This is a genomic window from Pseudomonas sp. BNK-45, assembly GCF_047456255.1.
Lineage (GTDB): Bacteria > Pseudomonadota > Gammaproteobacteria > Pseudomonadales > Pseudomonadaceae > Aquipseudomonas.
On sequence record NZ_CP179909.1, the window covers coordinates 5,738,781 to 5,764,474 of the forward strand.

The 25,694-nt window shown below is 60.6% G+C and carries 21 protein-coding genes; 5 read left to right on the top strand and 16 right to left on the bottom strand.

Annotation, left to right across the window (positions count from 1 at the left end; all coding sequences use genetic code 11):
- Positions 1-15: 15 nt before the first annotated feature.
- The 10 genes from brnQ to sdhC form a co-directional block, all read right to left on the bottom strand.
- Positions 16-1,329, bottom strand: coding sequence for a branched-chain amino acid transport system II carrier protein (gene brnQ, locus ACMGG8_RS25955; protein WP_060838191.1), 1,314 nt, complete (start codon positions 1,327-1,329; stop codon positions 16-18).
- 461 nt (positions 1,330-1,790) lie between these two features.
- The gene (gene sucD / locus ACMGG8_RS25960) at positions 1,791-2,672 is read right to left on the bottom strand and encodes a succinate--CoA ligase subunit alpha (RefSeq protein WP_003223019.1); all 882 of its coding nucleotides are present in this window, start codon (positions 2,670-2,672) and stop codon (positions 1,791-1,793) included.
- A complete protein-coding gene (gene sucC, locus ACMGG8_RS25965) occupies positions 2,672-3,838 on the bottom strand; it encodes an ADP-forming succinate--CoA ligase subunit beta (protein WP_009047768.1) in 1,167 nt (388 codons plus the stop codon). Before sucC ends, sucD begins: the two co-directional genes overlap by 1 nt.
- Before the next feature lie 230 nt (positions 3,839-4,068).
- Entirely contained in the window at positions 4,069-5,505 is a 1,437-nt protein-coding gene (gene lpdA / locus ACMGG8_RS25970) for a dihydrolipoyl dehydrogenase (protein ID WP_060838190.1), read from the bottom strand.
- A 103-nt stretch (positions 5,506-5,608) separates the two neighbouring features.
- A complete protein-coding gene (gene odhB / locus ACMGG8_RS25975) occupies positions 5,609-6,829 on the bottom strand; it encodes a 2-oxoglutarate dehydrogenase complex dihydrolipoyllysine-residue succinyltransferase (RefSeq protein ID WP_060838189.1) in 1,221 nt (406 codons plus the stop codon).
- 42 nt (positions 6,830-6,871) lie between these two features.
- Complete coding sequence (locus tag ACMGG8_RS25980; RefSeq protein ID WP_016968088.1) at positions 6,872-9,703, bottom strand: 2-oxoglutarate dehydrogenase E1 component; 2,832 nt, start codon at positions 9,701-9,703, stop codon at positions 6,872-6,874.
- A 263-nt stretch (positions 9,704-9,966) separates the two neighbouring features.
- Positions 9,967-10,671, bottom strand: a complete 705-nt coding sequence (locus ACMGG8_RS25985; protein ID WP_022643104.1) for a succinate dehydrogenase iron-sulfur subunit — start codon at positions 10,669-10,671, stop codon at positions 9,967-9,969.
- Between the two features lie 12 nt (positions 10,672-10,683).
- Positions 10,684-12,456, bottom strand: coding sequence for a succinate dehydrogenase flavoprotein subunit (sdhA, locus tag ACMGG8_RS25990; protein ID WP_060838188.1), 1,773 nt, complete (start codon positions 12,454-12,456; stop codon positions 10,684-10,686).
- Positions 12,457-12,459: 3 nt separating this feature from the next.
- Positions 12,460-12,828, bottom strand: a complete 369-nt coding sequence (sdhD, locus tag ACMGG8_RS25995) for a succinate dehydrogenase, hydrophobic membrane anchor protein (protein ID WP_011060049.1) — start codon at positions 12,826-12,828, stop codon at positions 12,460-12,462.
- Positions 12,822-13,196 carry a succinate dehydrogenase, cytochrome b556 subunit gene (gene sdhC, locus ACMGG8_RS26000; protein ID WP_011060048.1) on the bottom strand — a complete coding sequence of 125 codons (375 nt, stop codon included), beginning with the start codon at positions 13,194-13,196 and terminating at the stop codon, positions 12,822-12,824. The genes sdhD and sdhC overlap by 7 nt, the downstream gene beginning before the upstream one ends.
- 363 nt (positions 13,197-13,559) lie before the next feature.
- Here sdhC and gltA point away from each other — a divergent pair, with 363 nt between their 5' ends.
- Positions 13,560-14,849 carry a citrate synthase gene (gene gltA, locus ACMGG8_RS26005; protein WP_011060047.1) on the top strand — a complete coding sequence of 430 codons (1,290 nt, stop codon included), beginning with the start codon at positions 13,560-13,562 and terminating at the stop codon, positions 14,847-14,849.
- A 291-nt stretch (positions 14,850-15,140) separates the two neighbouring features.
- On the opposite strand, the gene ACMGG8_RS26010 is transcribed toward gltA, so the two are convergent.
- The 3 genes from ACMGG8_RS26010 to ACMGG8_RS26020 form a co-directional block, all read right to left on the bottom strand.
- A complete protein-coding gene (locus tag ACMGG8_RS26010) occupies positions 15,141-16,799 on the bottom strand; it encodes a cation acetate symporter (RefSeq protein ID WP_060838187.1) in 1,659 nt (552 codons plus the stop codon).
- Positions 16,796-17,107 (bottom strand): DUF485 domain-containing protein, encoded by a 312-nt coding sequence (locus tag ACMGG8_RS26015; protein ID WP_016968084.1) that lies wholly within the window; start codon positions 17,105-17,107, stop codon positions 16,796-16,798. The genes ACMGG8_RS26010 and ACMGG8_RS26015 overlap by 4 nt, the downstream gene beginning before the upstream one ends.
- Before the next feature lie 455 nt (positions 17,108-17,562).
- Positions 17,563-18,414, bottom strand: coding sequence for a glycine betaine ABC transporter substrate-binding protein (locus ACMGG8_RS26020; RefSeq protein ID WP_060838186.1), 852 nt, complete (start codon positions 18,412-18,414; stop codon positions 17,563-17,565).
- 330 nt (positions 18,415-18,744) lie between these two features.
- On the opposite strand from ACMGG8_RS26020, the gene ACMGG8_RS26025 reads away from it, so the two are divergent.
- Positions 18,745-20,298 carry a beta (1-6) glucans synthase gene (locus tag ACMGG8_RS26025; RefSeq protein ID WP_414158691.1) on the top strand — a complete coding sequence of 518 codons (1,554 nt, stop codon included), beginning with the start codon at positions 18,745-18,747 and terminating at the stop codon, positions 20,296-20,298.
- A gap of 51 nt (positions 20,299-20,349) precedes the next feature.
- Here ACMGG8_RS26025 and ACMGG8_RS26030 read toward each other — a convergent pair whose 3' ends face one another.
- Positions 20,350-20,715, bottom strand: coding sequence for a hypothetical protein (locus tag ACMGG8_RS26030; RefSeq protein ID WP_060842833.1), 366 nt, complete (start codon positions 20,713-20,715; stop codon positions 20,350-20,352).
- Positions 20,716-20,949: 234 nt separating this feature from the next.
- Between ACMGG8_RS26030 and ACMGG8_RS26035 the strand changes: the two genes are divergently transcribed.
- Together ACMGG8_RS26035 and ACMGG8_RS26040 are read left to right on the top strand one after the other, a co-directional pair.
- Positions 20,950-22,248: a serine/threonine protein kinase gene (locus ACMGG8_RS26035; protein ID WP_060838184.1), complete on the top strand. Its 1,299-nt coding sequence runs from the start codon at positions 20,950-20,952 to the stop codon at positions 22,246-22,248.
- Positions 22,241-23,029: a VacJ family lipoprotein gene (locus ACMGG8_RS26040; protein ID WP_060838183.1), complete on the top strand. Its 789-nt coding sequence runs from the start codon at positions 22,241-22,243 to the stop codon at positions 23,027-23,029. Before ACMGG8_RS26035 ends, ACMGG8_RS26040 begins: the two co-directional genes overlap by 8 nt.
- Positions 23,030-23,159: 130 nt before the next feature.
- On the opposite strand, the gene ACMGG8_RS26045 is transcribed toward ACMGG8_RS26040, so the two are convergent.
- Positions 23,160-24,083: a DUF808 domain-containing protein gene (locus ACMGG8_RS26045; RefSeq protein WP_060838182.1), complete on the bottom strand. Its 924-nt coding sequence runs from the start codon at positions 24,081-24,083 to the stop codon at positions 23,160-23,162.
- A gap of 168 nt (positions 24,084-24,251) precedes the next feature.
- Here ACMGG8_RS26045 and ACMGG8_RS26050 point away from each other — a divergent pair, with 168 nt between their 5' ends.
- Positions 24,252-24,860, top strand: coding sequence for a TetR/AcrR family transcriptional regulator (locus tag ACMGG8_RS26050; protein ID WP_060838181.1), 609 nt, complete (start codon positions 24,252-24,254; stop codon positions 24,858-24,860).
- Between the two features lie 150 nt (positions 24,861-25,010).
- Here the strand turns inward: ACMGG8_RS26050 and ACMGG8_RS26055 are convergent, their stop codons facing one another.
- Positions 25,011-25,451 carry a GlcG/HbpS family heme-binding protein gene (locus tag ACMGG8_RS26055; RefSeq protein WP_016968076.1) on the bottom strand — a complete coding sequence of 147 codons (441 nt, stop codon included), beginning with the start codon at positions 25,449-25,451 and terminating at the stop codon, positions 25,011-25,013.
- Positions 25,452-25,694: the final 243 nt, after the last annotated feature.

Genomic DNA, 25,694 nt, shown 5'->3' on the forward strand with positions numbered 1-25,694 from the left:
GCCCTTGCCGACAGATCAAGCCAGCGCTTCGGCCGGCTTGCCCAGGATACGGTCGAAGATCACGGCAACCGCCAGGATGATCACCGAAGGCACCAGCCAGGCCAGGCCTTGCTCGCTCAACGGCAGGTGCGCCAGCTGGCTGGGCAGGCCATCGGCCAGGCCGGCGCCCTTGAGCGCATCGATCAGGCCGAAGACAAAGGACACCAGCATCACCGGACCGACGATGCGGCGCTGGTCCTGCCAGAACTCCTTGCAGAAGCTCAGGGCCACCAGGGCAATGCAGGGCGGGTAGATGGCGGTCAGCACCGGAATCGAGAAGGCGATGAGCTTGGTCAGGCCAAGGTTCGATACCAACAGCGAGAAAACCGCGAGGATCACGACCAGCGTCTTGTAGGACAAGGGCGTTACGCGGCTGAAGTACTCGGCACAGGCGCAAGTCAGACCCACGGCGGTCACCAGGCACGCCAGGGAGATCAGCACCGCGAGGAAACCGCTGCCCAGGGAGCCGAAGGTGTGCTGCACGTAGGCATGCAGTACCGCTGCGCCGTTGGTGGCACCGGCTGCCACTTCATGGCTGCCCGAACCGAGGCGGAACAAACTGACGTACACCAGCGCCAGGCCAACCCCGGCAATCAGGCCGGCGATCACCGCATAGCGGGTGATCAGTCGAGGCGACTCGACCCCGCGCGAGCGAATGGCATTGACGATGACGATGCCGAACACCAGGGCGCCCAGGGTATCCATGGTCAGGTAGCCATTGATGAAGCCCTGGGAAAATGGTGCGGCGACATACTCGGGCGTGGCATCGCCAATGCTGCCGGCCGGCAGGGCGAACGCTGCGATCCCCAGCACCGCCAGGGCGATGATCTTCAGCGGCGCCAGGAAACGGCCAACGGTATCCAGCAGACGACCTGGATACAGGGAGATGAAGAACACCAGCAGGAAATACGCCGAACTGTAGAGGAACAGTGCCAGCGGGCTCTCGCCGGTCAGGGGTGCCAGGCCCACTTCAAAGGACACAGTGGCGGTGCGCGGCGTGGCGAACAGCGGGCCAACCGCCAGGTAGCAGACCGCCGCCAACAGACCGCCGGCGACTTTACCGATGGGGCTGCTCAACGCATCCATGGCGCCACCGACCTTGGCCAGGGCAACCACGGTGATCACCGGCAGGCCCACCGCAGTGATCAGAAAGCCCAGCGCCGCCATCCAGACATGAGGTCCGGACTGCAAGCCGACGATGGGTGGGAAAATGATGTTGCCAGCCCCGACGAACAGGGCAAAAGTCATGAAGCCGAGCGCCAGAATGTCCTGGCCTTTCAACACTTTCATTAAGGAAATACCACACTACTGAATCGGAATTTAGAGAGGGATTTCCCTTATGGGTGAGGGAAATGCTGTCAGTCCGTATAAGACTGACCCGTTTAGCGCGCCGATACCTTGTGGGCAGCAGACGCATAAAGAGGCGGCTAGCCTACCGAATCTGTAAGACGAACGCACCGGCGCAATGAGAATTTTCTGATATGCGACATGGGGATGTCGCCTTTTTGAAACTATTTTTCCACCGGAATGAATCCCCCCGCGCAGCCACCGCACGGCTGGCGCCTGCGTTGCCCAGAGCCTGGTTCGCCCAGGAGCCGACTCGTGTCGGAGCAGGCCCGCCAGCGCCGGCCTCGCCAAGGACAACACCCCCGCGCACAGGCCCCTTCGCCGGCAAACCGGCTTGCGCCAGAAAGCACAAAGGCCACCCGAAGGTGGCCTTTGCTGGAGGAACTACAAGCTAAGCGCGAGGCTTACTTGACAGCCCAACCGGTCAGCTCGGCCAGGGCCTTGCCGATGTCTGCCAGCGAACGCACGGTTTTCACGCCTGCGTCTTGCAGTGCAGCGAATTTCTCGTCTGCAGTGCCTTTGCCGCCAGAGATGATTGCGCCAGCATGGCCCATGCGCTTGCCCGGAGGAGCAGTCACACCAGCGATGTAGGAAACAACCGGCTTGGTCACGTGAGCCTTGATGTAGGCAGCCGCTTCTTCTTCAGCCGAACCGCCGATCTCGCCGATCATCACGATCGCCTCGGTCTTCGGGTCTTCCTGGAACAGCTTCAGGATGTCGATGAAGTTGGAGCCCGGGATCGGGTCACCACCGATGCCGACGCAGGTGGACTGGCCGAAACCGGCATCAGTGGTCTGCTTGACGGCTTCGTAAGTCAGGGTGCCGGAACGGGAAACGATACCGACCTTGCCTGGCAAGTGAATGTGACCTGGCATGATGCCGATCTTGCATTCGCCTGGAGTGATCACGCCTGGGCAGTTAGGGCCGATCAGGGTCACGCCCAGCTCGTCGCACTTAACTTTAGCGTCCAGCATGTCCAGGGTAGGAATGCCTTCGGTGATGCAGACGATCAGCTTGATGCCGCCGAAAGCCGCTTCCAGGATCGAGTCCTTGCAGAAAGGAGCTGGAACGTAGATCACGCTGGCGGTGGCGCCAGTGGCCGCTACAGCGTCTTTCACGGTGTTGAACACTGGCAGGCCCAGGTGCTCGGTGCCGCCTTTGCCTGGAGTTACGCCGCCAACCATCTTGGTGCCGTACTCGATGGCTTGCTGGGTGTGGAAACTACCTTGCGAACCGGTAATGCCCTGGCAGATAACTTTGGTGTCTTTATTGATCAGGACGCTCATTATTTGCCCTCCGCAGCTTTGACAACTTGTTGAGCAGCGTCGGTCAGGCTGGTAGCAGCGATGATGTTCAAGCCGCTTTCTGCCAGTACTTTAGCGCCCAGTTCCGCGTTGTTGCCTTCAAGGCGAACAACAACCGGGATTTTCACGCCGACTTCTTTCACGGCGCCGATGATGCCTTCGGCAATCATGTCGCAGCGAACGATGCCGCCGAAGATGTTGACCAGTACTGCAGCGACGTTGGTGTCGGACAGAATGATCTTGAAGGCTTCGGTCACGCGCTCTTTGGTAGCACCACCGCCCACGTCGAGGAAGTTGGCTGGCTTACCGCCGTGCAGGTTGACGATGTCCATGGTACCCATGGCCAGGCCGGCACCGTTGACCATGCAGCCGATGTTGCCTTCCAGGGCTACGTAGTTCAGTTCGAACTTGGCAGCGTGCGCTTCGCGCGGATCGTCCTGCGACGGATCGTGGAAAGTCTTCAGCTTAGGCTGACGGTACATGGCGTTGGCGTCGATGTTGATCTTGGCGTCCAGGCAGTGCAGATCGCCGTCAGCCTTGATCACCAGCGGGTTCACTTCCAGCAGGGCCAGATCGTGATCTTGGAACAGTTTGGCCAGACCCACGAAGATCTTGGCGAACTGGGCAACTTGCTTGCCTTCCAGACCCAGTTGGAAAGCCAGCTCGCGACCTTGGAATGGCTGAGCGCCAACCAGTGGATCGATAGTGGCTTTCAGAATTTTTTCTGGAGTGTCGTGAGCGATTTTCTCGATGTCCACGCCACCTTCGGTGGAAGCCATGAACACGATGCGACGGCTCGAACGGTCAACGACAGCGCCCAGGTACAGCTCTTTAGCGATATCAGTGCACGATTCAACCAGGATCTTGGTGACAGGCTGGCCATTGGCGTCAGTCTGATAGGTCACCAGACGCTTGCCCAACCACTGCTGAGCGAATGCCTTAGCGTCTTCTTTGCTGCGAACCAGCTTAACGCCGCCCGCTTTACCGCGACCACCGGCGTGAACCTGGGCTTTGACAACCCACTCGGAGCCGCCGATTTTGTCGCAAGCTTCTGCTGCTTCTTCCGGGGTGTCTACCGCGTAGCCTTTGGATACTGGCAGGCCGTATTCAGCGAACAGCTGCTTACCCTGATACTCGTGAAGATTCATGCTTTTTACCGTCTTCGTTAGGTACTGCGCATTCGGCGCTGCGCTCAATATTGAGTGCCGCACCACCTGTGACCGCTACTCTCAAACCAGCGCCACACCCTGAACCCGGAGCCTGGGCCCCGATCCAGTGTGTGGCGCTACCTCAAGAGGTCGAGTCCAGCGGATATTCCGCGGTGAGTCTTGCGCACAAGGCTCACGACGGGCCAACCGCCGTGGTTTCTTATTATTGCTTAGCGTTTCTTGCGGTTGGCAATGTGGATGGCGCCGCCATTCACAGCCAGAGCTGCTTCGTGCAGGGCTTCGGACAGGGTCGGATGGGAGAAAACCATCATGCCCAGGTCTTCGGCGCTGGTGCCGAATTCCATGCCGATCGCACCTTGCTGAACCAGTTCCGCAGCGCTTGGGCCAATCACGTGGACGCCCAATACGCGGTCAGTCTTGGCATCGGCGATGACTTTGACGAAACCACCGGTGTCGTTGGCTGCCATGGCACGGCCGCTGGCGGCAAACGGGAAGGTGCCGACGTTAACTTCAACGCCTTCAGCTTTCAAGGCCTGCTCGGTTTTACCGACCCATGCAATTTCCGGGTGAGTATAGATAACCGAAGGGATCAGGTCATAGTTCATCTGGGCCTTGTGGCCCTTGATGCGCTCGGCGACCATGACGCCCTCTTCCGAGGCCTTGTGAGCCAGCATCATGCCGCGCACCACGTCACCAATGGCGTAGACGCCCGGTACGGTAGTGGCGCAGTGATCATCAACGTGCACGAAGCCGCGCTCGTCCAGAGTCACGCCGCAATCGGCAGCCAGCAGATCGGTGGTCACCGGACGGCGACCAACGGCAACGATCAGCTTGTCGAAAGTGATGGTCTGCTCGCCGTTGGCGTCGGTGTAGGTCACCACGACTTCTTCGCCGTTGACCTTGGAGCCGGTCACGCGAGCGCCCAGCTTGATGTCCAGGCCCTGTTTGGTCAGGGTTTTCAGCGCTTCCTTGGAAACAGCGGTGTCAGCTGCCATCAGGAAGGTGTCCAGTGCTTCGAGGACAGTCACTTGCGCGCCCAGACGCGACCAGACCGAACCCAGCTCCAGGCCGATGACGCCAGCGCCGATCACGCCCAGACGTTTTGGTACGGATTGGAATTCCAGGGCGCCGGTGGAGTCGACGATGACGTTCTGATCGACCGGAGCCGGTGGAATGTCGATCGGACGCGAACCTGGAGCCAGGATCACGTTTTCGGCTTCGATCACTTCAACCGAACCGTCCGGCTTGGTGACTTCGACCTTCTTGCCAGCCAGCAGCTTGCCGTGGCCCTGGATCGAAGTGACGCCGTTGGCCTTGAACAGGGTGGCAACACCGCTGGTCAGGCCTTTGACGATGTTGGCCTTGCGACCGATCATGGCCGGCACGTCCATGGTCACGCCAGCGTGCTGGATACCGTGGATGGCAAAACCGTCCTGCGCTTCGTGGAATTTCCAGGAGCTGTCCAGCAGCGCCTTGGAAGGAATGCAACCGACGTTCAGGCAAGTACCGCCGAGGGCCAGCTTGCCCTCTTTATCGGTGTACTTCTCGATGCAAGCAGTCGTCAGGCCAAGCTGTGCTGCCTTGATTGCAGCTACATAACCGCCTGGGCCCGCGCCAATCACTACTACGTCGAATTTCTGAGTCATAAAAAGGTTCCTTTTAACGGCAAGCTAGAAGCCGCAAGCCGCAAGCTTGAAGCCCCTCGCCCTGGGGGCTTGGAGCTTGTCGCTTGCAGCTTGCAACTGCTTTTTAGATGTCCAGAAGCAGACGCGCCGGGTCTTCCAGCAGGTTCTTGATGGTTACCAAGAATGTCACAGCTTCTTTACCGTCGATCAGACGGTGATCGTAGGACAGCGCCAGGTACATCATCGGACGGATTACTACCTGACCGTTGATCGCCATAGGACGTTGCAGGATGTTGTGCATGCCCAGGATAGCGGCTTGCGGTGGGTTGACGATCGGGGTCGACATCATCGAGCCGAAAGTACCACCGTTGGTGATGGTGAAAGTACCACCGGTCATTTCTTCCATCGACAGCTTGCCGTCGCGAGCCTTCTTGCCGAAGGTGGCAATGCCGCCTTCGATTTCGGCCAGGCTCATCAACTCGGCATTACGCAGAACCGGAACCACCAGGCCACGGTCGCTGGACACCGCAACACCGATGTCGGCGTAGCCGTGGTAAACGATGTCGGAACCGTCGATCGAGGCGTTGACCGCAGGGAAGCGTTTCAGCGCTTCGGTGGCGGCCTTGACGAAGAACGACATGAAGCCCAGGCGCACGCCGTTGTGGGACTTCTCGAACAGGTCCTTGTACTTCGAACGCAGAGCCATGACTTCGGTCATGTCGACTTCGTTGAAGGTGGTCAGCATCGCCATGTTCGACTGGGCTTCAACCAGACGCTCGGCAACCTTGGCACGCAGACGGGTCATTGGTACGCGCTTCTCGACGCGATCACCGGCAGCGAACACCGGAGCAGCGGCAGCCGGGGCCGGAGCCTTGGCAGGCGCGGCAGCCGGAGCGGCTTTCTTGGCGGCAACGGCAGCCACTACGTCTTCCTTGGTCACACGACCACCTTTGCCGGTACCGGCAACGGAAGCGATGTTGATGCCGTTTTCTTCAGCCAGCTTGCGCGCGGCAGGAGCGGCGATTGGATCGTCTTCGCCGTCAGCGGCAGCCGGGGCAGCAGCGGCAGCGGCCGGAGCAGCGGCAGCAGGAGCAGCGGTAGCGGCACCGCCTTCAACGATGGAGCCCAGAACTTCGTCGGACAGAACGGTGTCGCCTTCGTTCTTGACGATAGCGCCCAGCACGCCGTCAGCGGTGGCCAGAACTTCCAGCACAACCTTGTCGGTCTCGATGTCGACGATCAGCTCGTCGCGCTTGACGGCTTCGCCCGGTTGCTTGTGCCAGGTGGCAACGGTGCCATCGGCAACCGATTCCGGGAAAGTGGGGGCTTTGATCTCGATAGCCATTATCTGTGGTTCCTTAAATTCGGTTTCAGGTGCGCGAAGGCGTTAAACAGTGAAAGCATCTTGCAGCAGTTTTTCCTGCTGCTCAGCGTGCATCGACGCGTAGCCACAAGCAGGCGCAGCAGAGGCGTCACGGCCGGCGTACTCGAGTACGAGCGACTTGTCGTGATTGCCTACGATGCGACGCATGTGGTGCTGGCTGCAGTACCAGGCGCCCTGGTTCATCGGCTCTTCCTGACACCAGACCACGTGCTTGAGGTTGGTGTACGGAGCCAGGACTTCGTTCAGGTCGTCCTCAGGGAACGGATACAGCTGCTCGATACGCACGATGGCGATGTCTTCACGACCTTCGGCACGGCGTTTTTCCAACAGGTCGTAGTAGACCTTGCCGCTACACAGAATCAGGCGCTCGACCTTTTTCGGGTCCAGTGCGTCGATTTCCGGAATAACGGTCTGGAACGAACCTTCGGCCAGATCTTCCAGAGTCGAGATGGCCAGCTTGTGACGCAGCAGCGACTTAGGAGTCAGTACCACCAGCGGCTTGCGCAGAGGACGGATCACCTGGCGACGCAGCAAGTGGTAGATCTGTGCCGGCGTGGTCGGCATGCACACCTGAATGTTGTGCTCGGCACACAGCTGCAGGTAACGCTCCAGGCGTGCCGAGGAGTGCTCGGGGCCCTGACCTTCGTAACCGTGAGGCAGCAGCATGGTCAGACCGCAGAGACGGCCCCACTTGTGCTCGCCGCTGGTGATGAACTGGTCGATCACCACTTGCGCACCGTTGGCGAAGTCGCCGAACTGGGCTTCCCAGATCACCAGCGCGTTCGGCGTGGTGGTCGAGTAGCCGTATTCGAATGCCAGTACCGCCTCTTCCGACAGGAAGGAGTCGTACAGGTCAAAGCGCGGCTGACCTTCGAACAGATGCTTGAGCGGCACGTAAGTGCTGGCATCTTTCTGGTTGTGCAGAACAGCGTGACGGTGCGAGAAGGTGCCGCGGCCGATGTCCTGGCCGGTCATGCGGATTGGGTGACCTTCGAACGCCAGGGTCGCGTACGCCATGGTTTCAGCGTAACCCCAGTTGATCGGCAGGCCGCCGGCTTGCATCTTCTGACGGTCTTCGTAGATCTTCGCGACCTGACGCTGAACCACGAAGCCTTCTGGCAATTCCAGCAGCTTGGCGGACAGTTCCTGCAGGGTCTTGAGATCGAAGGTGGTGTCGTGACGCGCGGTCCAGGTGTGGCCCAGGTATGGGCGCCAGTCCACGAACAACTCTTTGTTCGGTTCCTTGACCAGGCTCTTCACTACGTGCAGACCGTTGTCCAGCGCATTGCGGTACTCATCGACTTTCGCCTGAACACGCTCTGCGTCAAGCACACCGCTCTGGATCAGGCGATCGGCATACAGCTCACGGGTGGTGCGCTGCTTGGTGATCTGCTGATACATCAGTGGCTGGGTGCCGCTTGGCTCGTCGGCCTCGTTGTGGCCGCGACGACGGTAGCAGACCAGGTCGATCACCACATCGCGCTTGTACTGCATGCGGTAGTCGATGGCCAGCTGGGTCACGAACAACACGGCTTCCGGATCATCACCATTCACATGGAGGATCGGCGCCTGGATCATCTTCGCAACGTCGGTGGCGTACTCGGTGGAACGCGAGTCCAGCGGGTTGCTGATGGTGAAACCAACTTGGTTGTTGATCACGATGTGCACAGTGCCGCCGGTACGGAAACCGCGGGTCTGGGACATCTGGAAGGTTTCCATCACCACGCCCTGACCGGCGAATGCCGCGTCACCGTGGATCGAGATCGGCAGAACCTTGTCACCGGTCTGGTCGTTGCGACGGTCCTGACGGGCGCGCACCGAACCTTCGACCACCGGAGAAACGATTTCCAGGTGGGACGGGTTGAACGCCATGGCCAGGTGAACTTCGCCACCGGTGGTCATCACGTTGGACGAGAAGCCCTGGTGGTACTTGACGTCACCGGAGCCCAGCTCGACCTTCTTCTTGCCTTCGAACTCGTCGAACAGCTCGCGCGGGTTCTTGCCGAAGGTGTTGACCAGCACGTTGAGGCGGCCACGGTGGGCCATGCCGATCACGACTTCCTTGGTGCCGTAGGAACCGGAACGCTGGATCAACTCGTCGAGCATCGGAATCAGGCTTTCGCCACCTTCCAGGCCGAAACGCTTGGTGCCCGGGTATTTGGTACCCAGGTATTTTTCCAGGCCTTCGCCGGCGGTGACGCGCTCGAGCAGGTGGCTCTTGATGTCGGCGGAATAGGTCGGACGGCCGCGCACGCTTTCCAGACGCTGCTGGAACCACTGGCGCTGCTCGGAATCGGTGATGTGCGTGAATTCAGCGCCGATGGTGCGGCAATATGTCTGCTGCAACGCTTCGTGAATTTCGCGTAGGCTCGCTTCCTCTTTGCCGATGAACAGGTCGCCGGCACGGAAGGTCGTATCAAGATCGGCATTGGTCAAGCCGTAATGATTGATCGACAGGTCTGCAGGTGCAGGACGCTGCCACAGCCCCAGCGGGTCAAGCTGGGCTGCCTGGTGGCCACGCATCCGATAGGCCTGGATCAATCGCAGCACTTCAACTTGCTTCTTCTCGTGCTCACTGCTCACGCTGCCGGCGGATACCGGTTGGGCGCGGCGCTGGTTCTTTGCCAGCAAGACGAAATGATCGCGGATTGTCGAGTGCGAAACATCGATGGCAGTGCTGCCGTCGGTAGGCAACTTCTGAAAGTAAGTGCGCCACTCTTCTGGCACAGCGTTAGGGTCGTGCAGGTAGAGCTCGTAGAGCTCTTCCACATAGGCAGCGTTACTACCGGATAGGTAGGCGCTGTTCCACATGCGCTGCATCACGCTTTCTTGCATGCTTGGTCACCCTCGGTTAGGGGAACACCACCGGCGAAGACACCGAGCAAGCTTGCAGAAGTCCGAATGCAGCGACCAAAACAAGCCACTTAGGATCACGCTGATAGTCCGGGTACCAGCCCGGATGCCCCTGCTTGTCTCATTTCTTCAAAAATAAGAGCAGCCACTTTGTGAGCTGCTGCTCAGGTTAGAGCCATGACGCGGGTTGAAGCCCGCGCCTTGGCTTTTACGGGTACAGCGGTCCTACGGGTACAACAGCTGAATCACACGCCGCTCTGCAGCAGCATGTTACGAATGTGACCGATGGCCTTAGTCGGGTTCAGGCCTTTGGGACATACGTTGACGCAGTTCATGATCCCCCGGCAGCGGAATACGCTGAACGGGTCGTCCAGGGAAGCCAGACGCTCGGATGTCTTGGTGTCACGGCTGTCTGCCAGGAAGCGATAGGCTTGCAGCAGGGCAGCTGGACCCAGGAACTTGTCCGGGTTCCACCAGAAGGACGGGCAAGAGGTCGAGCAGCAAGCGCACAGGATGCACTCGTACAGACCGTCGAGCTTCTCGCGCTCTTCCGGAGACTGCAGACGCTCGATGGCCGGAGCCGGCGTATCGTTCTGCAGGAATGGTTTCACCTTCTCGTATTGCTTGTAGAAGATGCTCATATCGACGACCAGGTCACGGATAACCGGCAGACCTGGCAGCGGACGAATAACCAGCTTGTTCTTCTTGACCACGGCAGACAGCGGCGTGATGCACGCCAGGCCGTTCTTGCCGTTGATGTTCATGCCATCGGAACCGCAAACGCCTTCACGGCAGGAACGACGGTAGGAGAAACCCTCGTCCTGCTCTTTGATCAGCGCCAGCACGTCCAGCACCATCAGGTCCTTGCCACCGGTGTCGACCTGGAAAACCTGGGTTTTCGGAGCCGAGTCGGTGTCTGGGTTGTAACGATAAACTTCAACTTGCAACATATCGATCACCCTTTAGTAAGTCCGGACTTTTGGTTCAAAAGTCGGAACAGTCTTCGGCGAGAAGTTGACCGCACGCTTGGCAACGCGCTTCTCACCCGGGAAGTACAGGGTGTGGCACAGCCAGTTTTCGTCGTCACGGTCTTCAAAGTCTTCACGGGCGTGAGCGCCGCGGGACTCCTTACGCACTTCGGCAGCGATGGCGGTGGCTTCAGCCACTTCCAGCAGGTTCTGCAGCTCAAGTGCTTCGATACGTGCAGTGTTGAAAGCCTGAGACTTGTCGTTGATCTTGACGTTGGCGATACGCTCACGCAGATCGGCCAGCTGGGCGATACCCTTCTGCATGTATTCGCCAGTACGGAATACACCGAAGTAGTTCTGCATGCAGCTCTGCAGCTCGCGACGCAGGGTTGCAACGTCTTCACCGGTGGTGCGCTCGTTGAGCTTGGCCAGGCGGTTCAGGGCTACGTCGACGTCGGTGTCGCTGGCGTCGCGGTATTCGATACCGTCGGACAGCGCTTTTTCCAGGTGCAGGCCAGCTGCACGACCGAACACCACCAGATCCAGCAGCGAGTTGCCGCCCAGACGGTTGGCACCGTGTACCGATACGCAAGCCACTTCACCCACTGCAAACAGGCCAGGGATGATAGTGTCTTCGCCAGCAGCGTTCTGAGTGATCGCCTGACCATGAATGTTGGTGGCAACGCCGCCCATCATGTAGTGACAGGTTGGAACGACCGGAACCGGAGCAACCACCGGGTCAACGTGGGCGAAGGTCTTCGACAACTCGCAGATGCCAGGCAGGCGGCTGTGCAGCACTTCCTCACCCAGGTGATCGAGCTTGAGCATCACGTGGTCGCCATTCGGGCCACAGCCGTTGCCGGCGATGATTTCCTTGACCATGGAGCGCGCTACAACGTCGCGGCCAGCCAGGTCTTTGGCGTTCGGAGCATAACGCTCCATGAAACGCTCGCCGTGCTTGTTGATCAGGTAGCCACCTTCACCACGGCAACCTTCGGTTACCAGTACACCAGCGCCGGCGATGCCGGTCGGGTGGAACTGCCACATTTCGATGTCTTGCACCGGAACGCCGGCACGCAGCGCCATGCCTACACCGTCACCGGTGTTGATCAGGGCGTTGGTGGTGGAAGCGTAGATACGACCTGCACCGCCGGTAGCCAGAACGGTGGCCTTGGAGCGGATGTAGGTGGTTTCGCCGGTTTCGATGCAGATAGCGATCACGCCAACAAAGGCGCCATCCTGGTTCTTCACCAGATCGACTGCGTACCACTCGTTGAGGAAGGTGGTACCGGCTTTCAGGTTGCCCTGATAAAGGGTGTGCAGCAGCGCGTGACCGGTACGGTCGGAAGCTGCGCAGGTACGAGCCGCCTGGCCGCCCTTGCCGTAGTCCTTGGACTGACCGCCGAAAGGACGCTGGTAGATACGACCGGTTTCGGTACGGGAGAACGGCAGACCCATGTGGTCCAGTTCGAAGACCGCAGCCGGGCCTTCCTGACACATGTATTCGATAGCGTCCTGGTCACCGATGTAGTCGGAACCCTTGACGGTATCGTACATGTGCCAGCGCCAGTCATCGTTCGGGTCCGCCGAGGCGATCGCGCAGGTGATGCCGCCCTGGGCAGACACAGTGTGCGAACGGGTCGGGAACACCTTGGTGATCACGGCAGTCTTGTGGCCACCCTGGGCCAGCTGCAGTGCGGCACGCATGCCGGCGCCGCCGCCGCCAATGATGATGGCGTCGAAAGAAATGGTTGGAATGTTAGCCATGAATCAGATACCCCAGAGAATCTGCACACCCCAGACGAAGTAAGCGAACATCGCGACGCCGCATACTGCCTGGAAAAGGAAACGCACTGCTGTCGCCGACTTGCCCAGCGCCATCGGCGTCAGGTAGTCAGTCGAGATGGTCCACATGCCGACCCAGGCGTGAGCGCCCAGGGCCACCATGGCCAGCAGACTGAAGATACGCATCCAGTTGTTTGCGAACAGGCCATGCCACTGGGTGTAGTCAATGCCCGGATTCGCTACGAGGTATCCGATCAGGAAAATGAAATAAGCCGCGAGAACGACCGCAGACACACGTTGTGCCATCCAGTCATAAAGGCCCGAACGCGACAGGTTCGTAACGCTGGTTACCATATCCAAACTCCCGCCAGAACGATTACCACCACGGATACGGCGATAACGATTTTCGAGCCCAGCTTGCCGCCTTCCAGCGTCTCACCGATGCCCATGTCCATAATCAGATGGCGTACACCGGCCACCAAGTGATACAGCAAGGCGGACAGGAGGCCCCATGCAACGAATTTGGCCAGCGGACTGGTCAAGCACGCCTTCACCTCGGCATAGCCTTCCTCGGAACCCAGGGATTTGCTCAATGCATAAAGCATGATGCCGATGCCCAGGAAGAGGATGATGCCGGAAACACGGTGAAGAAACGACGTAACGCCGGTGATGGGGAGTTTGATGGTCCTTAGGTCTAGGTTTACAGGTCGTTGGCTATTCACGGCTTTTTTTCACACTGAAGAGCCCCTAACAATCAGGGCAAAGTTGTTGGGGAGTGCACTGGTCAGGTAACCACTACCCAGGGAGTGCGACCCCCAATAAAGCGGGCCCAGAAGCCTACGGAGGTCGGTGGCCGAGTATAGACAGTTAGGCTACTAATGACAACGCAAACGCCTTCCCCTAATAGCTGATTGCGTTAGCCATATAAAAGGCGTAAATGGCGGTGAATTTCGCTAAAAAATCCCTCCCAAAGCCTTCTGGGACAAGACTTTAGGCAAATTGACATTCAGATTTATCTCACTATAGTGGTGCGGGCCCTGCGTGGGGGGTCTGTCTGATGATTTCAAGCATAAATAGGAGGCCACATGGCTGACAAAAAAGCGCAGTTGATCATCGAGGGCGCAGCCCCCGTCGAGCTGCCCATTTTAACCGGCACCGTTGGTCCCGATGTAATCGATGTTCGGGGCCTGACGGCCACGGGCCGCTTCACTTTTGACCCGGGTTTCATGTCGACCGCCTCCTGCGAGTCGAAAATCACCTACATCGACGGCGACAACGGCATTCTGCTGCATCGCGGCTACCCGATCGAACAACTGGCTGAAAAGTCGGACTATCTGGAAACCTGCTACCTGCTGCTCAACGGTGAACTGCCCACCGCCGAACAAAAGGCTCAGTTCGTCAGCACCGTAAAGAACCACACCATGGTTCACGAGCAGCTGAAGAGCTTCTTCAACGGCTTCCGCCGCGACGCTCACCCGATGGCGGTGATGTGTGGCGTAGTCGGTGCCCTGTCGGCGTTCTACCACGACTCCCTGGACATCAATAACCCGCAGCACCGCGAAATTTCCGCCGTGCGCCTGGTCGCCAAGATGCCGACCCTGGCTGCGATGGTTTACAAGTACTCCATGGGCCAACCGATGATGTATCCGCGCAACGACCTGTCGTACGCGGAAAACTTCCTGCACATGATGTTCAACACCCCGTGCGAGATCAAACCGATCAGCCCGGTACTGGCCAAGGCAATGGACCGGATCTTCATCCTCCACGCCGACCACGAACAGAACGCCTCGACTTCCACCGTGCGCCTGGCCGGCTCTTCGGGCGCCAACCCGTTCGCCTGTATCGCAGCCGGTATTGCGGCACTCTGGGGCCCTGCCCACGGCGGCGCCAACGAAGCCGTACTGACCATGCTCGACGAAATTGGCGATGTATCGAACATCGACAAGTTCATCGCCAAGGCCAAGGACAAGAACGATCCGTTCAAACTCATGGGCTTCGGTCACCGTGTGTATAAAAACCGCGACCCGCGCGCCACCGTGATGAAGCAGACCTGCGACGAAGTCCTGAAAGAGCTCGGCATCAACAACGATCCTCAGCTCGAACTGGCCATGCGCCTGGAAGAGATCGCCCTGACCGATCCGTACTTCATCGAACGCTCCTTGTACCCGAACGTCGACTTCTACTCGGGGATCATCCTCAAGGCGATCGGCATTCCAACCAGTATGTTCACCGTGATCTTCGCCCTGGCGCGGACCGTCGGCTGGATCTCCCACTGGAAAGAAATGCTCTCCAGCCCTTACAAGATCGGCCGTCCACGTCAGCTGTACACCGGCTACGAGTCGCGCGACATCACCAAGCTGGAAGACCGCAAATAAGACCCGCCTTGCGCACACGTCTTAGCTGCACCGAATACGGCCTCTAACAGAGGTCGTATTTGTTTCTGCCCTCCCTTGCCTACACAGCGCAGTAGCCGGCTTGCCGGTGAAGAGCCCCGCACTCCCTCCCCCCTCAAATACGCTTTGCCCGGCAAGCCCGCGCCTACGACCCTGCGCCTGAACTCGGCGCCAGTAGTACAGGACGAGCGGACACAAAAATGCCCCGATCTCTCGACCGAGGCATTTCGCCATTACACAGCTTCTATATAGAAGCCGATGCCACCCTCTCGCTTAGTGCGACACCGCCCCACTGGCACCCAGACCGGTCTGCGAACGCACGAACTGCGGGAAGAACAGGGCCCGCTCGTTGACAGCCGAAGCCGACTTGTCAGTGATGGAGAAGAACCAGATACCGATGAAGGCGATGATCATCGAGAACAGCGCCGGGTACTCATACGGGAAGATCGCCTTCTCGTGATGCAGGATCTGCACCCAGATGGTTGGACCGAGGACCATCAGCGCCACCGCACTGACCAGGCCCAGCCAGCCACCAACCATGGCGCCGCGGGTGGTGAGCTTCTTCCAGTACATGGAAAGCAGCAGTACCGGGAAGTTGCAGCTGGCGGCGATGGAGAACGCCAGGCCCACCATGAACGCGATGTTCTGGCTTTCGAAGAGAATGCCCAGGCCGATGGCCAGCACACCCAAGGCCACGGTAGTGATCTTGGAAACGCGGATCTCGTCCTTCTCGTTGGCCTTGCCCTTCTTGATCACGCTGGCATACAGGTCGTGGGACACCGCCGAGGCACCCGCCAGGGTCAGACCCGCCACAACCGCCAGGATGGTGGCGAAGGCCACTGCCGAGATAAAGCCGAGGAACACGCTGCCACCCACCGCATTGGCCAGGTGCACCGCCGCCATGTTGTTACCGCCGAGCAAGGCACCCGCCGCATCCTTGAAGGCCGGATTGGTGCTCACCAGCAGGATCGCGCCAAAGCCGATGATGAAGGTCAGGATGTAGAAGTAGCCGATGAAACCAGTGGCGTAGAGCACGCTTTTGCGAGCTTCCTTGGCATCGCTCACGGTGAAGAAACGCATGAGGATGTGCGGCAGGCCGGCGGTACCGAACATCAGCGCCAGACCCAGGGAGAAGGCCGAGATCGGATCCTTCACCAGGCCGCCCGGGCTCATGATCGCCTCACCTTTGGGGTGAACCTTGATCGCCTCGGAGAACAGGGTATTGAAGTCGAAGTTGACGTGCTTCATCACCATCAGCGCCATGAAGGACGCGCCGGACAACAGCAGCACCGCCTTGATGATCTGCACCCAAGTGGTGGCCAGCATGCCGCCGAACAGCACATACAGGCACATCAGGATCCCCACCAGGATCACCGCCACGTGGTAGTCGAGGCCGAACAGCAGCTGGATCAGCTTGCCGGCACCCACCATCTGCGCGATCAGGTAGAACGCTACCACCACCAGCGAGCCGCAGGCCGACAGGGTACGGATCTGGGTCTGCCCGAGGCGGTAGGACGCCACGTCGGCAAAGGTGTACTTGCCCAGGTTGCGCAGGCGCTCGGCGATCAGGAACAGAATGATCGGCCAGCCCACCAGGAAGCCGATGGAGTAGATCAGGCCGTCATAGCCGGAAGTGAACACCAGGGCGGAAATCCCCAGGAAGGACGCCGCGGACATGTAGTCACCGGCAATCGCCAGGCCGTTCTGAAAGCCGGTGATCTTGCCGCCCGCCGCGTAATAGTCGGCAGCCGACTTGTTGCGCTTGGAGGCCCAGTAGGTGATGCACAGCGTAGCCCCAACGAACACCACGAACATGGCAATCGCCGAAACGTTGAGGGGTTGCTTGTGGACTTCGCCTGTCAAAGCGTCTGCGGCCCAGAGGGCGGGAGCGAAAGCGGCAAGACCGAGTGCTGCGAATAGACGTCGGATCATTGCTGAGCCTCCTTCAGGATCGCGTTGTTCAGCTCGTCGAACTCACCGTTGGCGCGTCGCACATAGATGGCCGTCAGGACGAAGGCCGAGACAATCAAGCCGACACCAATGGGAATACCCCAGGTGATGGATGACGTCGGACTGAGTTTGGCGCCCAGGATCTGGGGCCCATAGGCGATCAACAGGATGAAACCCGAGTAAAGCCCAAGCATGATCGCCGAGAGAATCCAGGCGAACCGCTCTCGCTTGCTGACCAGCTCCTTGAAACGCGGGCTGTTTTGAATCGAGAGGTAAATGCTGTCGTTCATTGTTTTTATCCTCGCAGCACAGATTTTAGGTGGAACCTAGGGTCTGTTGACGCTTGGTGACGACCGCGACGGTGATCCACTTGGTGCAGGGCAAGGCGCGAGGAGCGCAGTTTGGTTGTTCCAAATAAGCTCCGAGAAACGCAGCCCTGCACCAAGTGGACCCCGTCCCTTCGGTTGCATGCCAACTTGCGCGAGGCTGCGTTGCGGGATTTGCCAAGGGAATAACCATTGGCGGCATCTCGCGCCTTGCCTCGCACAAGCTGGCCCAGCAACGCGGCTCGCCACCAAGCGTCAACAGACCTTCGTCCACTCTATGCGGCTATGGAGCAGGTTCCAGACGACCTTAGTATTAGAACGACATTAGCCAGCTCGCCAATTTTCCCCGCGAAAAAAACAAGGGCCGCCCACTGCAAGCAGCGGGCGGCCCCGGGACCCTCTATCTAGACGCCTGGCGGCTATTTAGCCGTCCACTCGGCAACGCGTTCCGGGTGCTTGCCAACCCAGTCCTTGGCCGCTGCCTCCGGTTTTGCGCCGTCTTGAATGGCCAGCATGACCTGGCCGATTTCATCCTTGGACGCCCACTGGAACTTCTTCAGGAACGCCGCCACTTCCGGCGCCTTCTTCTCCAGCCCCTTGCTGCCGATGCTGTTGACGGTTTCAGCAGCGCCGTAGACGCCTTTCGGGTCTTCAAGGAAACGCAGCTTCCACTTGGCGAACATCCAGTGCGGCACCCAGCCCGTCACGGCGATGGACTCCTGCTTTTCCTCGGCACGTGTCAGCTCAGCGATCATCGCCGCACCGGAACTGGCCTGCAGCTTGTAGTCCAGGCCGTAGTCCTTGATCGCCTGATCCGTCTTGAGCATCACCCCGGACCCGGCGTCGATGCCAACGATCTTGTTCTTGAAGCTGGTGTCGGTCTTGAGGTCGTCGATGGTCTTGGCCTTGACGTACTCGGGCACGATCAGACCGATCTTGGCGTCCTTGAAGTTGGGGCCATAGTCCACCACCTTGTCCTTGTTCTTGGCCCAGTACTCACCATGAGTCACCGGCAACCAGGCCGAGAGCATGGCATCGAGCTTGCCGGTGGCCACGCCCTGCCACATGATCCCGGTCGCAACCGCTTGCAGCTTGACGTCATAACCGAGCTTCTGCTTGATCACCTCCGCGGCCACATAGGTGGTCGCCACGCTGTCGGACCAGCCGTCGACGTAGCCGATGCTCAGGGTCTTGCTGTCGGCACTGGCCAGAGTGGAGCTGATGGCAAGTACCAGTGCGGCACCTGCGCCTAAGAGTCGTCGCATCTTCATCGTTACTTCCCCGAATAGTGCAGTGCCAGGCGGCTGCCAGGCACGTCAACGTATGGTTATGGTGCACAGCGCCCCCATCACGCCTCACCGCGAACGCGTTCGATCATCAGCGGAGTACTGATGCTTCGATCATCAACCTGCCTTCGCCCGCGACCTGCTCTGTCTGCGACCTCAAGACAACCAGCAACGACATCAGATAGCCATTAACCGGCCCGCCGCCGATCCCATGCCGCAGGCCCGCCCGAACTTTGCATGGCTACAGCATGCCGACCACCAAGCCCCGGACAAATACGGGTAAGATGCCGGGCTTTGTTCTGCTATGGCCTGACCATGTCCGCCTCCGCCCGCTTCCCCTTCCCTGCTTATCTGTTTGCCTGCCTGATCGGCCTGCTGGCCCTTTGCGGCTACTGGTACGGCCTTGGCCAGCCAGTGCATCTGCCCGACGTCGCCAGCGCCAGCCACAAACTGCAATGTGCGTCCTACACGCCGTTCGACAAGGATCAGTCGCCCTTCGACCAGCCGTTCGCACTGCGCCCCGAGCGCATGGATGCCGACCTGGCGCTGCTGGCCACACGGTTCGAATGCATCCGCACCTACTCCATGACCGGACTCGAAGCCCTGCCCGAGCTGGCGCGCAAGCACGGCCTGAAGCTGATGATCGGCGCCTGGGTCAACAGCAACCCGGTGGACACCGAAAAAGAAGTCGACCTGCTGATCGCCTCGGCCAACGCCAACCCGGACGTGGTCAGCGCGGTGATCGTCGGCAACGAAGCCCTGCTGCGCAAGGAAGTCACCGGCGCCCAACTGGCGCGGCTGATTCTCAAGGTCAAGGCCGGGGTCAAGCAGCCGGTGACCTACGCCGACGTCTGGGAGTTCTGGCTCAAGCACCCGGAAATCGCCCCGGCGGTGGACTTCCTCACCATCCACCTGCTGCCCTATTGGGAAGACGATCCATCGAACATCGACGCCGCCCTCAACCACGTGGCCGAGGTGCGCCAGGTGTTCGGCAACCGTTTCGCCCCCAAGGACGTGCTGATCGGTGAAACCGGCTGGCCCAGCGAAGGCCGCCAGCGCGAAACCGCAGTGCCGAGCCGGGTCAACGAAGCCAAGTTCATTCGCGGCTTCGTGGCCCTGGCAGAGCACAACGGCTGGCACTACAACCTGATCGAAGCCTTCGACCAACCCTGGAAACGCGCCAGCGAAGGTGCGGTGGGCGGCTACTGGGGACTGTTCGACGCCGATCGCCAGGACAAGGGCATCCTCGCCGGCCCGGTTTCCAACCTGCCTTACTGGCCGCTGTGGCTGGGCGTGGGCGGCGTGATCTTCCTTGGCACCCTGGTGCTGGGCGGACCAGTCCGGACCCGGCACGCGGCACTGCTGCTGCCGCTACTGGGAGCGCTGGCGGCCTGCGCCATCGGCACCTGGGCCGAACTGGCACGGGTCACCAGCCGTTTCACCGGGGAGTGGGTGTGGGCCGCCTTGCTGCTGGGCCTGAACCTGCTGGTTCTGAGCCACGCCGCACTGACACTGAGCCCTCGCCAAGGCTGGCGCCAACGGGCCTTCAACGCCCTGGAACAACGGGCCGGCTGGCTTCTGGCGGCAGCGGGCTTCGCCGCTGCAGTCATGATGCTGGAACTGGTGTTCGACCCACGCTACCGCAGCTTCCCCAGCGCGGCCCTGGTGCTGCCGGCGCTGGTCTACCTGTGCCGCCCGGTCCGCGTCCCGCGCCGCGAAATTGCCCTGCTGACCTTTATCCTGGGTGCCGGCATCGCTCCCCAGCTGTACCAGGAAGGCCTGGCCAACCAACAGGCCTGGGGCTGGGCCCTGGTCAGCCTGCTGATGGTGGCCGCGCTGTGGCGCAGCCTCAGGGCCCGTCTCGCCTGAACCTTGGCCTGTTGGCCGCGGGACGCCTGGATTGCGCCCGCGGCCGCCACTTCAGGATCGCGCAGCCCGCACCAGACGCAATGCGCCAATCACCACCGCGAACACCGCCAAGGTGGTGTTGTACAACGCCAGGGCCGGAATGCCGGCCAGCAACGCCAGCACCGCCAGCCACCAGCCGCTGCGCCCCGGCAGGACAAATGCCAGCAGCGCAGTACCCAGGGCGCTCCAGCCCAGCACCTTGAAGTGGATCATCCAGCCCAGGCTGGAACGCAGCGAGCATTCCCAGCGCGCGGCCTCCTCGACACAGGCGCCCACCCAGCGCGCATCCTCCATAAAGCCGTAGCGCAAGCCATAACTGGCGGCCAGCCACAACGGCAGGACGATGAGCAGCACGATCACGGGCAAGCGGCGAGACATGGAACACTCCGAACAGTCAAAACGGCGCCCAGCATAATCCTCCACCAACGCTTGGCAAGGGCGACGCACAGATAACTGTTCAGCAAATAGTGGCAACGTGTATCGTCCGCCTACCAGCAACCTTCGACACGCCTGCGGCAGGGGAAATTTGTGCCACCCCATGGCACTTCGGCAGCAGCGCGGTGGTCATAGCCTGCAAACCTCATTCGGCACCTTCCTTCTAGGGATACAGTCATGCTTCGTTCCTTGCGCTTCGCTGCCCTGCTTGGCGGCCTTATCCTGAGTGCGTCCGCGCTGGCGGTCGATGTCGACCCGGCCAGCTATGGCTACCCGCTGACCAACCCGTTCGAAGCCACCATCGCCACCACGCCGCCGGAGTTGCGCCCGGAACTGCCCGCAAACGAGGACATCCGCCAGTCGGACTACAGCCTGACCCTGCGCCCGGAACGCGAGTTCATCCTCCCGGACAACTTCTGGGCGGTGAAGAAACTCACCTACCGCATCGCCACCCAGGATCACGCCGCGCCGCTGATCTTCCTGATCGCCGGCACCGGGGCGCGCTATGACAGCAGCCTCAACGAATACCTGAAGAAGCTCTACTACAAGGCCGGCTACCACGTGGTGCAGCTGTCCTCGCCCACCAGTTTCGACTTCATCAGCGCCGCCTCGCGCTTCGCCACCCCCGGGGTGACCCAGGAAGACGCCGAAGACATGTACCGGGTCATGCAGGCCGTGCGCGCCCAGCACCCCAAGCTGCCGATCACCGAGTTCTACCTCACCGGCTACAGCCTCGGCGCCCTGGACGCCGCGTTCGTCAGCAAGCTGGACGAGACCCGGCGCAGCTTCAACTTCAAGAAAGTCCTGCTGCTCAACCCGCCGGTCAACCTCTACACCTCGATCACCAACCTCGACAAGCTGGTGCAAACCGAGGTCAAGGGCATCAACAACAGCACCACCTTCTATGAACTGGTGCTGGGCAAGCTGACCCGCTATTTCCAGCAGAAGGGCTATATCGACCTCAACGATGCCCTGCTCTATGACTTCCAGCAGTCCAAGCAGCACTTGAGCAATGAACAGATGGCGATGCTGATCGGCACCTCCTTCCGCTTCTCGGCGGCGGACATCGCCTTCACCTCGGACCTGATCAACCGTCGCGGCCTGATCACCCCGCCCAAGTACCCGATCCGCGAAGGCACCAGCCTCACGCCGTTTCTCAAGCGCGCCCTGCAGTGCGACTTCGACTGCTACCTGACCGAGCAGGTGATCCCCATGTGGCGCGCCCGCACCGACGGCGGCAGCCTGCTGCAACTGATCGACCAGGTGAGCCTCTACGCCCTGCAGGACTACCTCAAGGCCAGCCCGAAGATTGCCGTAATGCACAACGCCGACGACGTGATCCTCGGCCCTGGCGACCTGGGCTTCCTGCGCAAGACCTTTGGCGACCGCCTGACCGTCTACCCCCATGGCGGCCATTGCGGCAACCTCAACTACCGCGTCAACAGCGACGCCATGCTGGAGTTCTTCCGTGGCTAAACATCTCCTGCTTATCGCTGCGTTGTTCTGCGCAGGCTATGCCCAAGCCGACAACAGCAAGGCCAACACCCCGGTCACGCCCGATCCCGACGGCTTCACCGAGCCGTTGAAGAGGCTCAAGTTCAACCCGGGGCTGGACCAGCGCGAATTCGAGCGTTCAACCCTCAATGCGCTGAATGTCTACGACCCGCTGGAGTCCTGGAACCGTCGGGTCTACCACTTCAACTACCGCTTCGACCAGTGGGTGTTCCTGCCGGTGGTGGACGGCTACCGCTATGTGACACCTGGCTTCCTGCGCAGCGGAGTGAGCAACTTCTTCAACAACCTCGGTGACGTGCCCAACCTGGTCAACAGCCTGTTGCAGTTCAAGGGCCAACGCTCGATGGAAACCACCGCGCGCCTGCTGCTCAACACCACCATCGGTGTCGCCGGCCTGTGGGACCCGGCGACCAAGATGGGCCTGCCGCGCCAAACCGAAGATTTCGGCCAGACCCTGGGCTTCTATGGCGTGCCCGCGGGGGCCTATCTGGTGCTACCGATCCTCGGTCCGTCGAACCTGCGGGACACCGCGGGGCTGGCGGTGGACTACACCACCGAATCGGCGATCAACTTCCTCAACGTTTCGGAAGTCAGCAGCAATCATCCGGAAATCTGGGTCCTGCGCGGGGTCGACAAGCGTTACCAGACCAGCTTCCGCTATGGCCAGCTGAACTCGCCGTTCGAGTACGAAAAAGTGCGCTACGTGTACACCGAAGCGCGCAAGCTGCAGATCGCCGAGTAATCCCGCCTCGCCCCGCCATCCGGCGGGGCGACACATCCTCACAGCACAACCCAGGCAAGTGCAGTTCACCGGGCATCGCGGGCGCCATCAATCGCTCTACGCCAGGCCGCCGGCTCGGGGTGATCAGGCCTCAGCCACGCAGCGCACGCCAGCCCTTGCCAATCAGGCTCACGGCCAGCAGCACCACTGCGCCAGCAATAATCCCGGCCACCGCATTGAGCAGGGTCGGCATGATCACCGAGGCGCCGCCGATGAACCCGGCGCTGCGCTGGGCCAGACCTTCGATCAGATGATGCACGGCAGGCACGCCGTGGGTGAGGATGCCGCCGCCGACCATGAACATCGCCGCCGTGCCGATCACCGACAGGCTCTTCATCATCCAGGGCGCTGCCCGCAGAATAGCGCCGCCGATGCCCCTGGCCAGGGCGCCGGGCTTCTGCGCCAGCCACAGTCCCAGGTCGTCCAGCTTGACGATGCCGCCCACCAGGCCATAGACACCAATGGTCATGACGATCGCAATCCCCGACAGCACCACCACCTGCTGGCTCAGGGAAGCACCCGCCACCGTACCCAGGGTGATGGCGATGATTTCGGCGGAGAGGATGAAATCGGTACGGATCGCGCCCTTGATCTTGTCCTTCTCAAAGGCCACCAGATCCACCTGAGGGTCTGCCAGCGCCTGTAAGGTCTGCTCATGTTCGGCCGCATCGTCGCCGTGGGGCAGGTACTTGTGCGCCAGCTTCTCGAAGCCTTCGAAACACAGGTAGGCACCACCGACCATCAGCAACGGCGTCACCAGCCAGGGCGCCAGGGCACTGATGGCCAGGGCCGCCGGCACCAGGATCAACTTGTTGCGAAACGAGCCCTTGGCCACTGCCCAGACCACGGGGAGTTCCCGCTCGGCGCGCACCCCGGAAACCTGCTGAGCGTTAAGTGCCAGATCGTCGCCCAATACGCCGGCGGTCTTCTTCGCCGCCATCTTGGTCATCAAGGCCACGTCATCGAGTACCGCGGCGATGTCGTCGATCAATACCAGCAAACTGCTTCCTGCCATGGGCCAGGCTTCCTGCATGAAAATGAGGCGCGCAGCATACCGCGCCACCGACCGTGCAGCGAGCGCGCGCAAGCAGGAAAAGCGGGCCCTACCCGGCATTCTTGAGCCTCTCGCAAAGCCGGTGCTACCATGCGCAACCGCCCGAACAGGCAAGGAATCCCCCGGTTTATGAGCACCATCCGCGAGCGCAATAAAGAACTGATCCTGCGGGCCGCCAGCGAAGAGTTTGCCGACAAGGGCTTTGCCGCGACCAAGACCAGCGACATCGCCGCCAAGGCCGGATTGCCCAAACCCAACGTCTACTACTACTTCAAGTCCAAGGAAAACCTCTATCGCGAGGTGCTGGAAAGCATCATCGAACCGATTCTCCAGGCCTCCACGCCGTTCAATGCCGATGGTGTGCCCAGCGAAGTGCTCAGCGGCTACATCCGCTCGAAAATCCGCATCTCCCGCGACCTGCCGTTCGCCTCCAAAGTGTTCGCCAGCGAAATCATGCATGGCGCGCCGCACCTGAGCCCGGAGCAGGTGGAACAGCTCAACGCCCAGGCCAAGCACAACATCGAATGCATCCAGACCTGGATCGATCGCGGCCTGATCGCCCCGCTCGACCCCAACCACCTGATGTTCAGCATCTGGGCCGCGACCCAGACCTACGCCGACTTCGACTGGCAGATCTCGGTGGTCACCGGCAAGGCCAAGCTCACCGAAGAAGACTACGAGGCCGCGGCGCAGACCATCATCCGCCTGGTGCTCAAGGGCTGCGAACCGGATCGCTGATCGCGTTTGTGCCCCTTCCCTTGCATTTCTGTTGTTGCTGCAAACTGCGCGCAGAAATATCAAGACACCAGCAAGGTCCTGCGGACCTTTTCGCAGCCTCGCGGGCTCGGCAGCGGCTACAGGCCGGGGCCGGGCCCGCAAGGTTGAGGACTACGCGCTGACGCCGGCGTCCGCCGCCAGGCCCTGAGCTTCGATCGCGCTGATGGCGCATTGCTCGTCGATGTCCGAGGTATCGCCACTGATGCCGATCGCCCCAATCACCGCCCCCGCCTGATCCCGAATCAGCACCCCGCCCGGTGCCGGCACCACGCTGCCCTGCCCCAGGCCATTCAACGCACCGATGAACGCCGGGCGCTGCTGCGCGTCCAGGGCCAGCAGGCGCGACCCCTTGCCCAGGGCAATCGCGCCCCAGGCCTTGCCGATGGCGATCTGCGGACGCAGCAAGCTGGCGCCGTCCTCGCGTTGCAGGGTCACCAGATGGCCGCCGGCGTCCAACACGGCGATGGTCAGGGGCGCCGCGCTGATCTGGCGCCCCGCACTGATGGCCTGATTGGCCAGGTTGACTGCGACTTTCAAGGTTAAAGCGCTCATGGGTGCCGTCCTTATCTTGTTATTGAGAAAGCCCGAGGGAAGCTTCTTGTAGGAGAAGTCCGATACGACAAATAGAACACAATGAATTTGTATTTTGTATACAATAAATCGCAAAAGTCGGTACGTGCGACAAATGGACGCCGGTTTATCGGGGCTTGCGCAAAAGCAACTGTAGTTCAAGAAAATCAATTGACCTGCGTCGCTCGCCGTGAATACACTTTGCGGAAAGCCACTTGTATACAA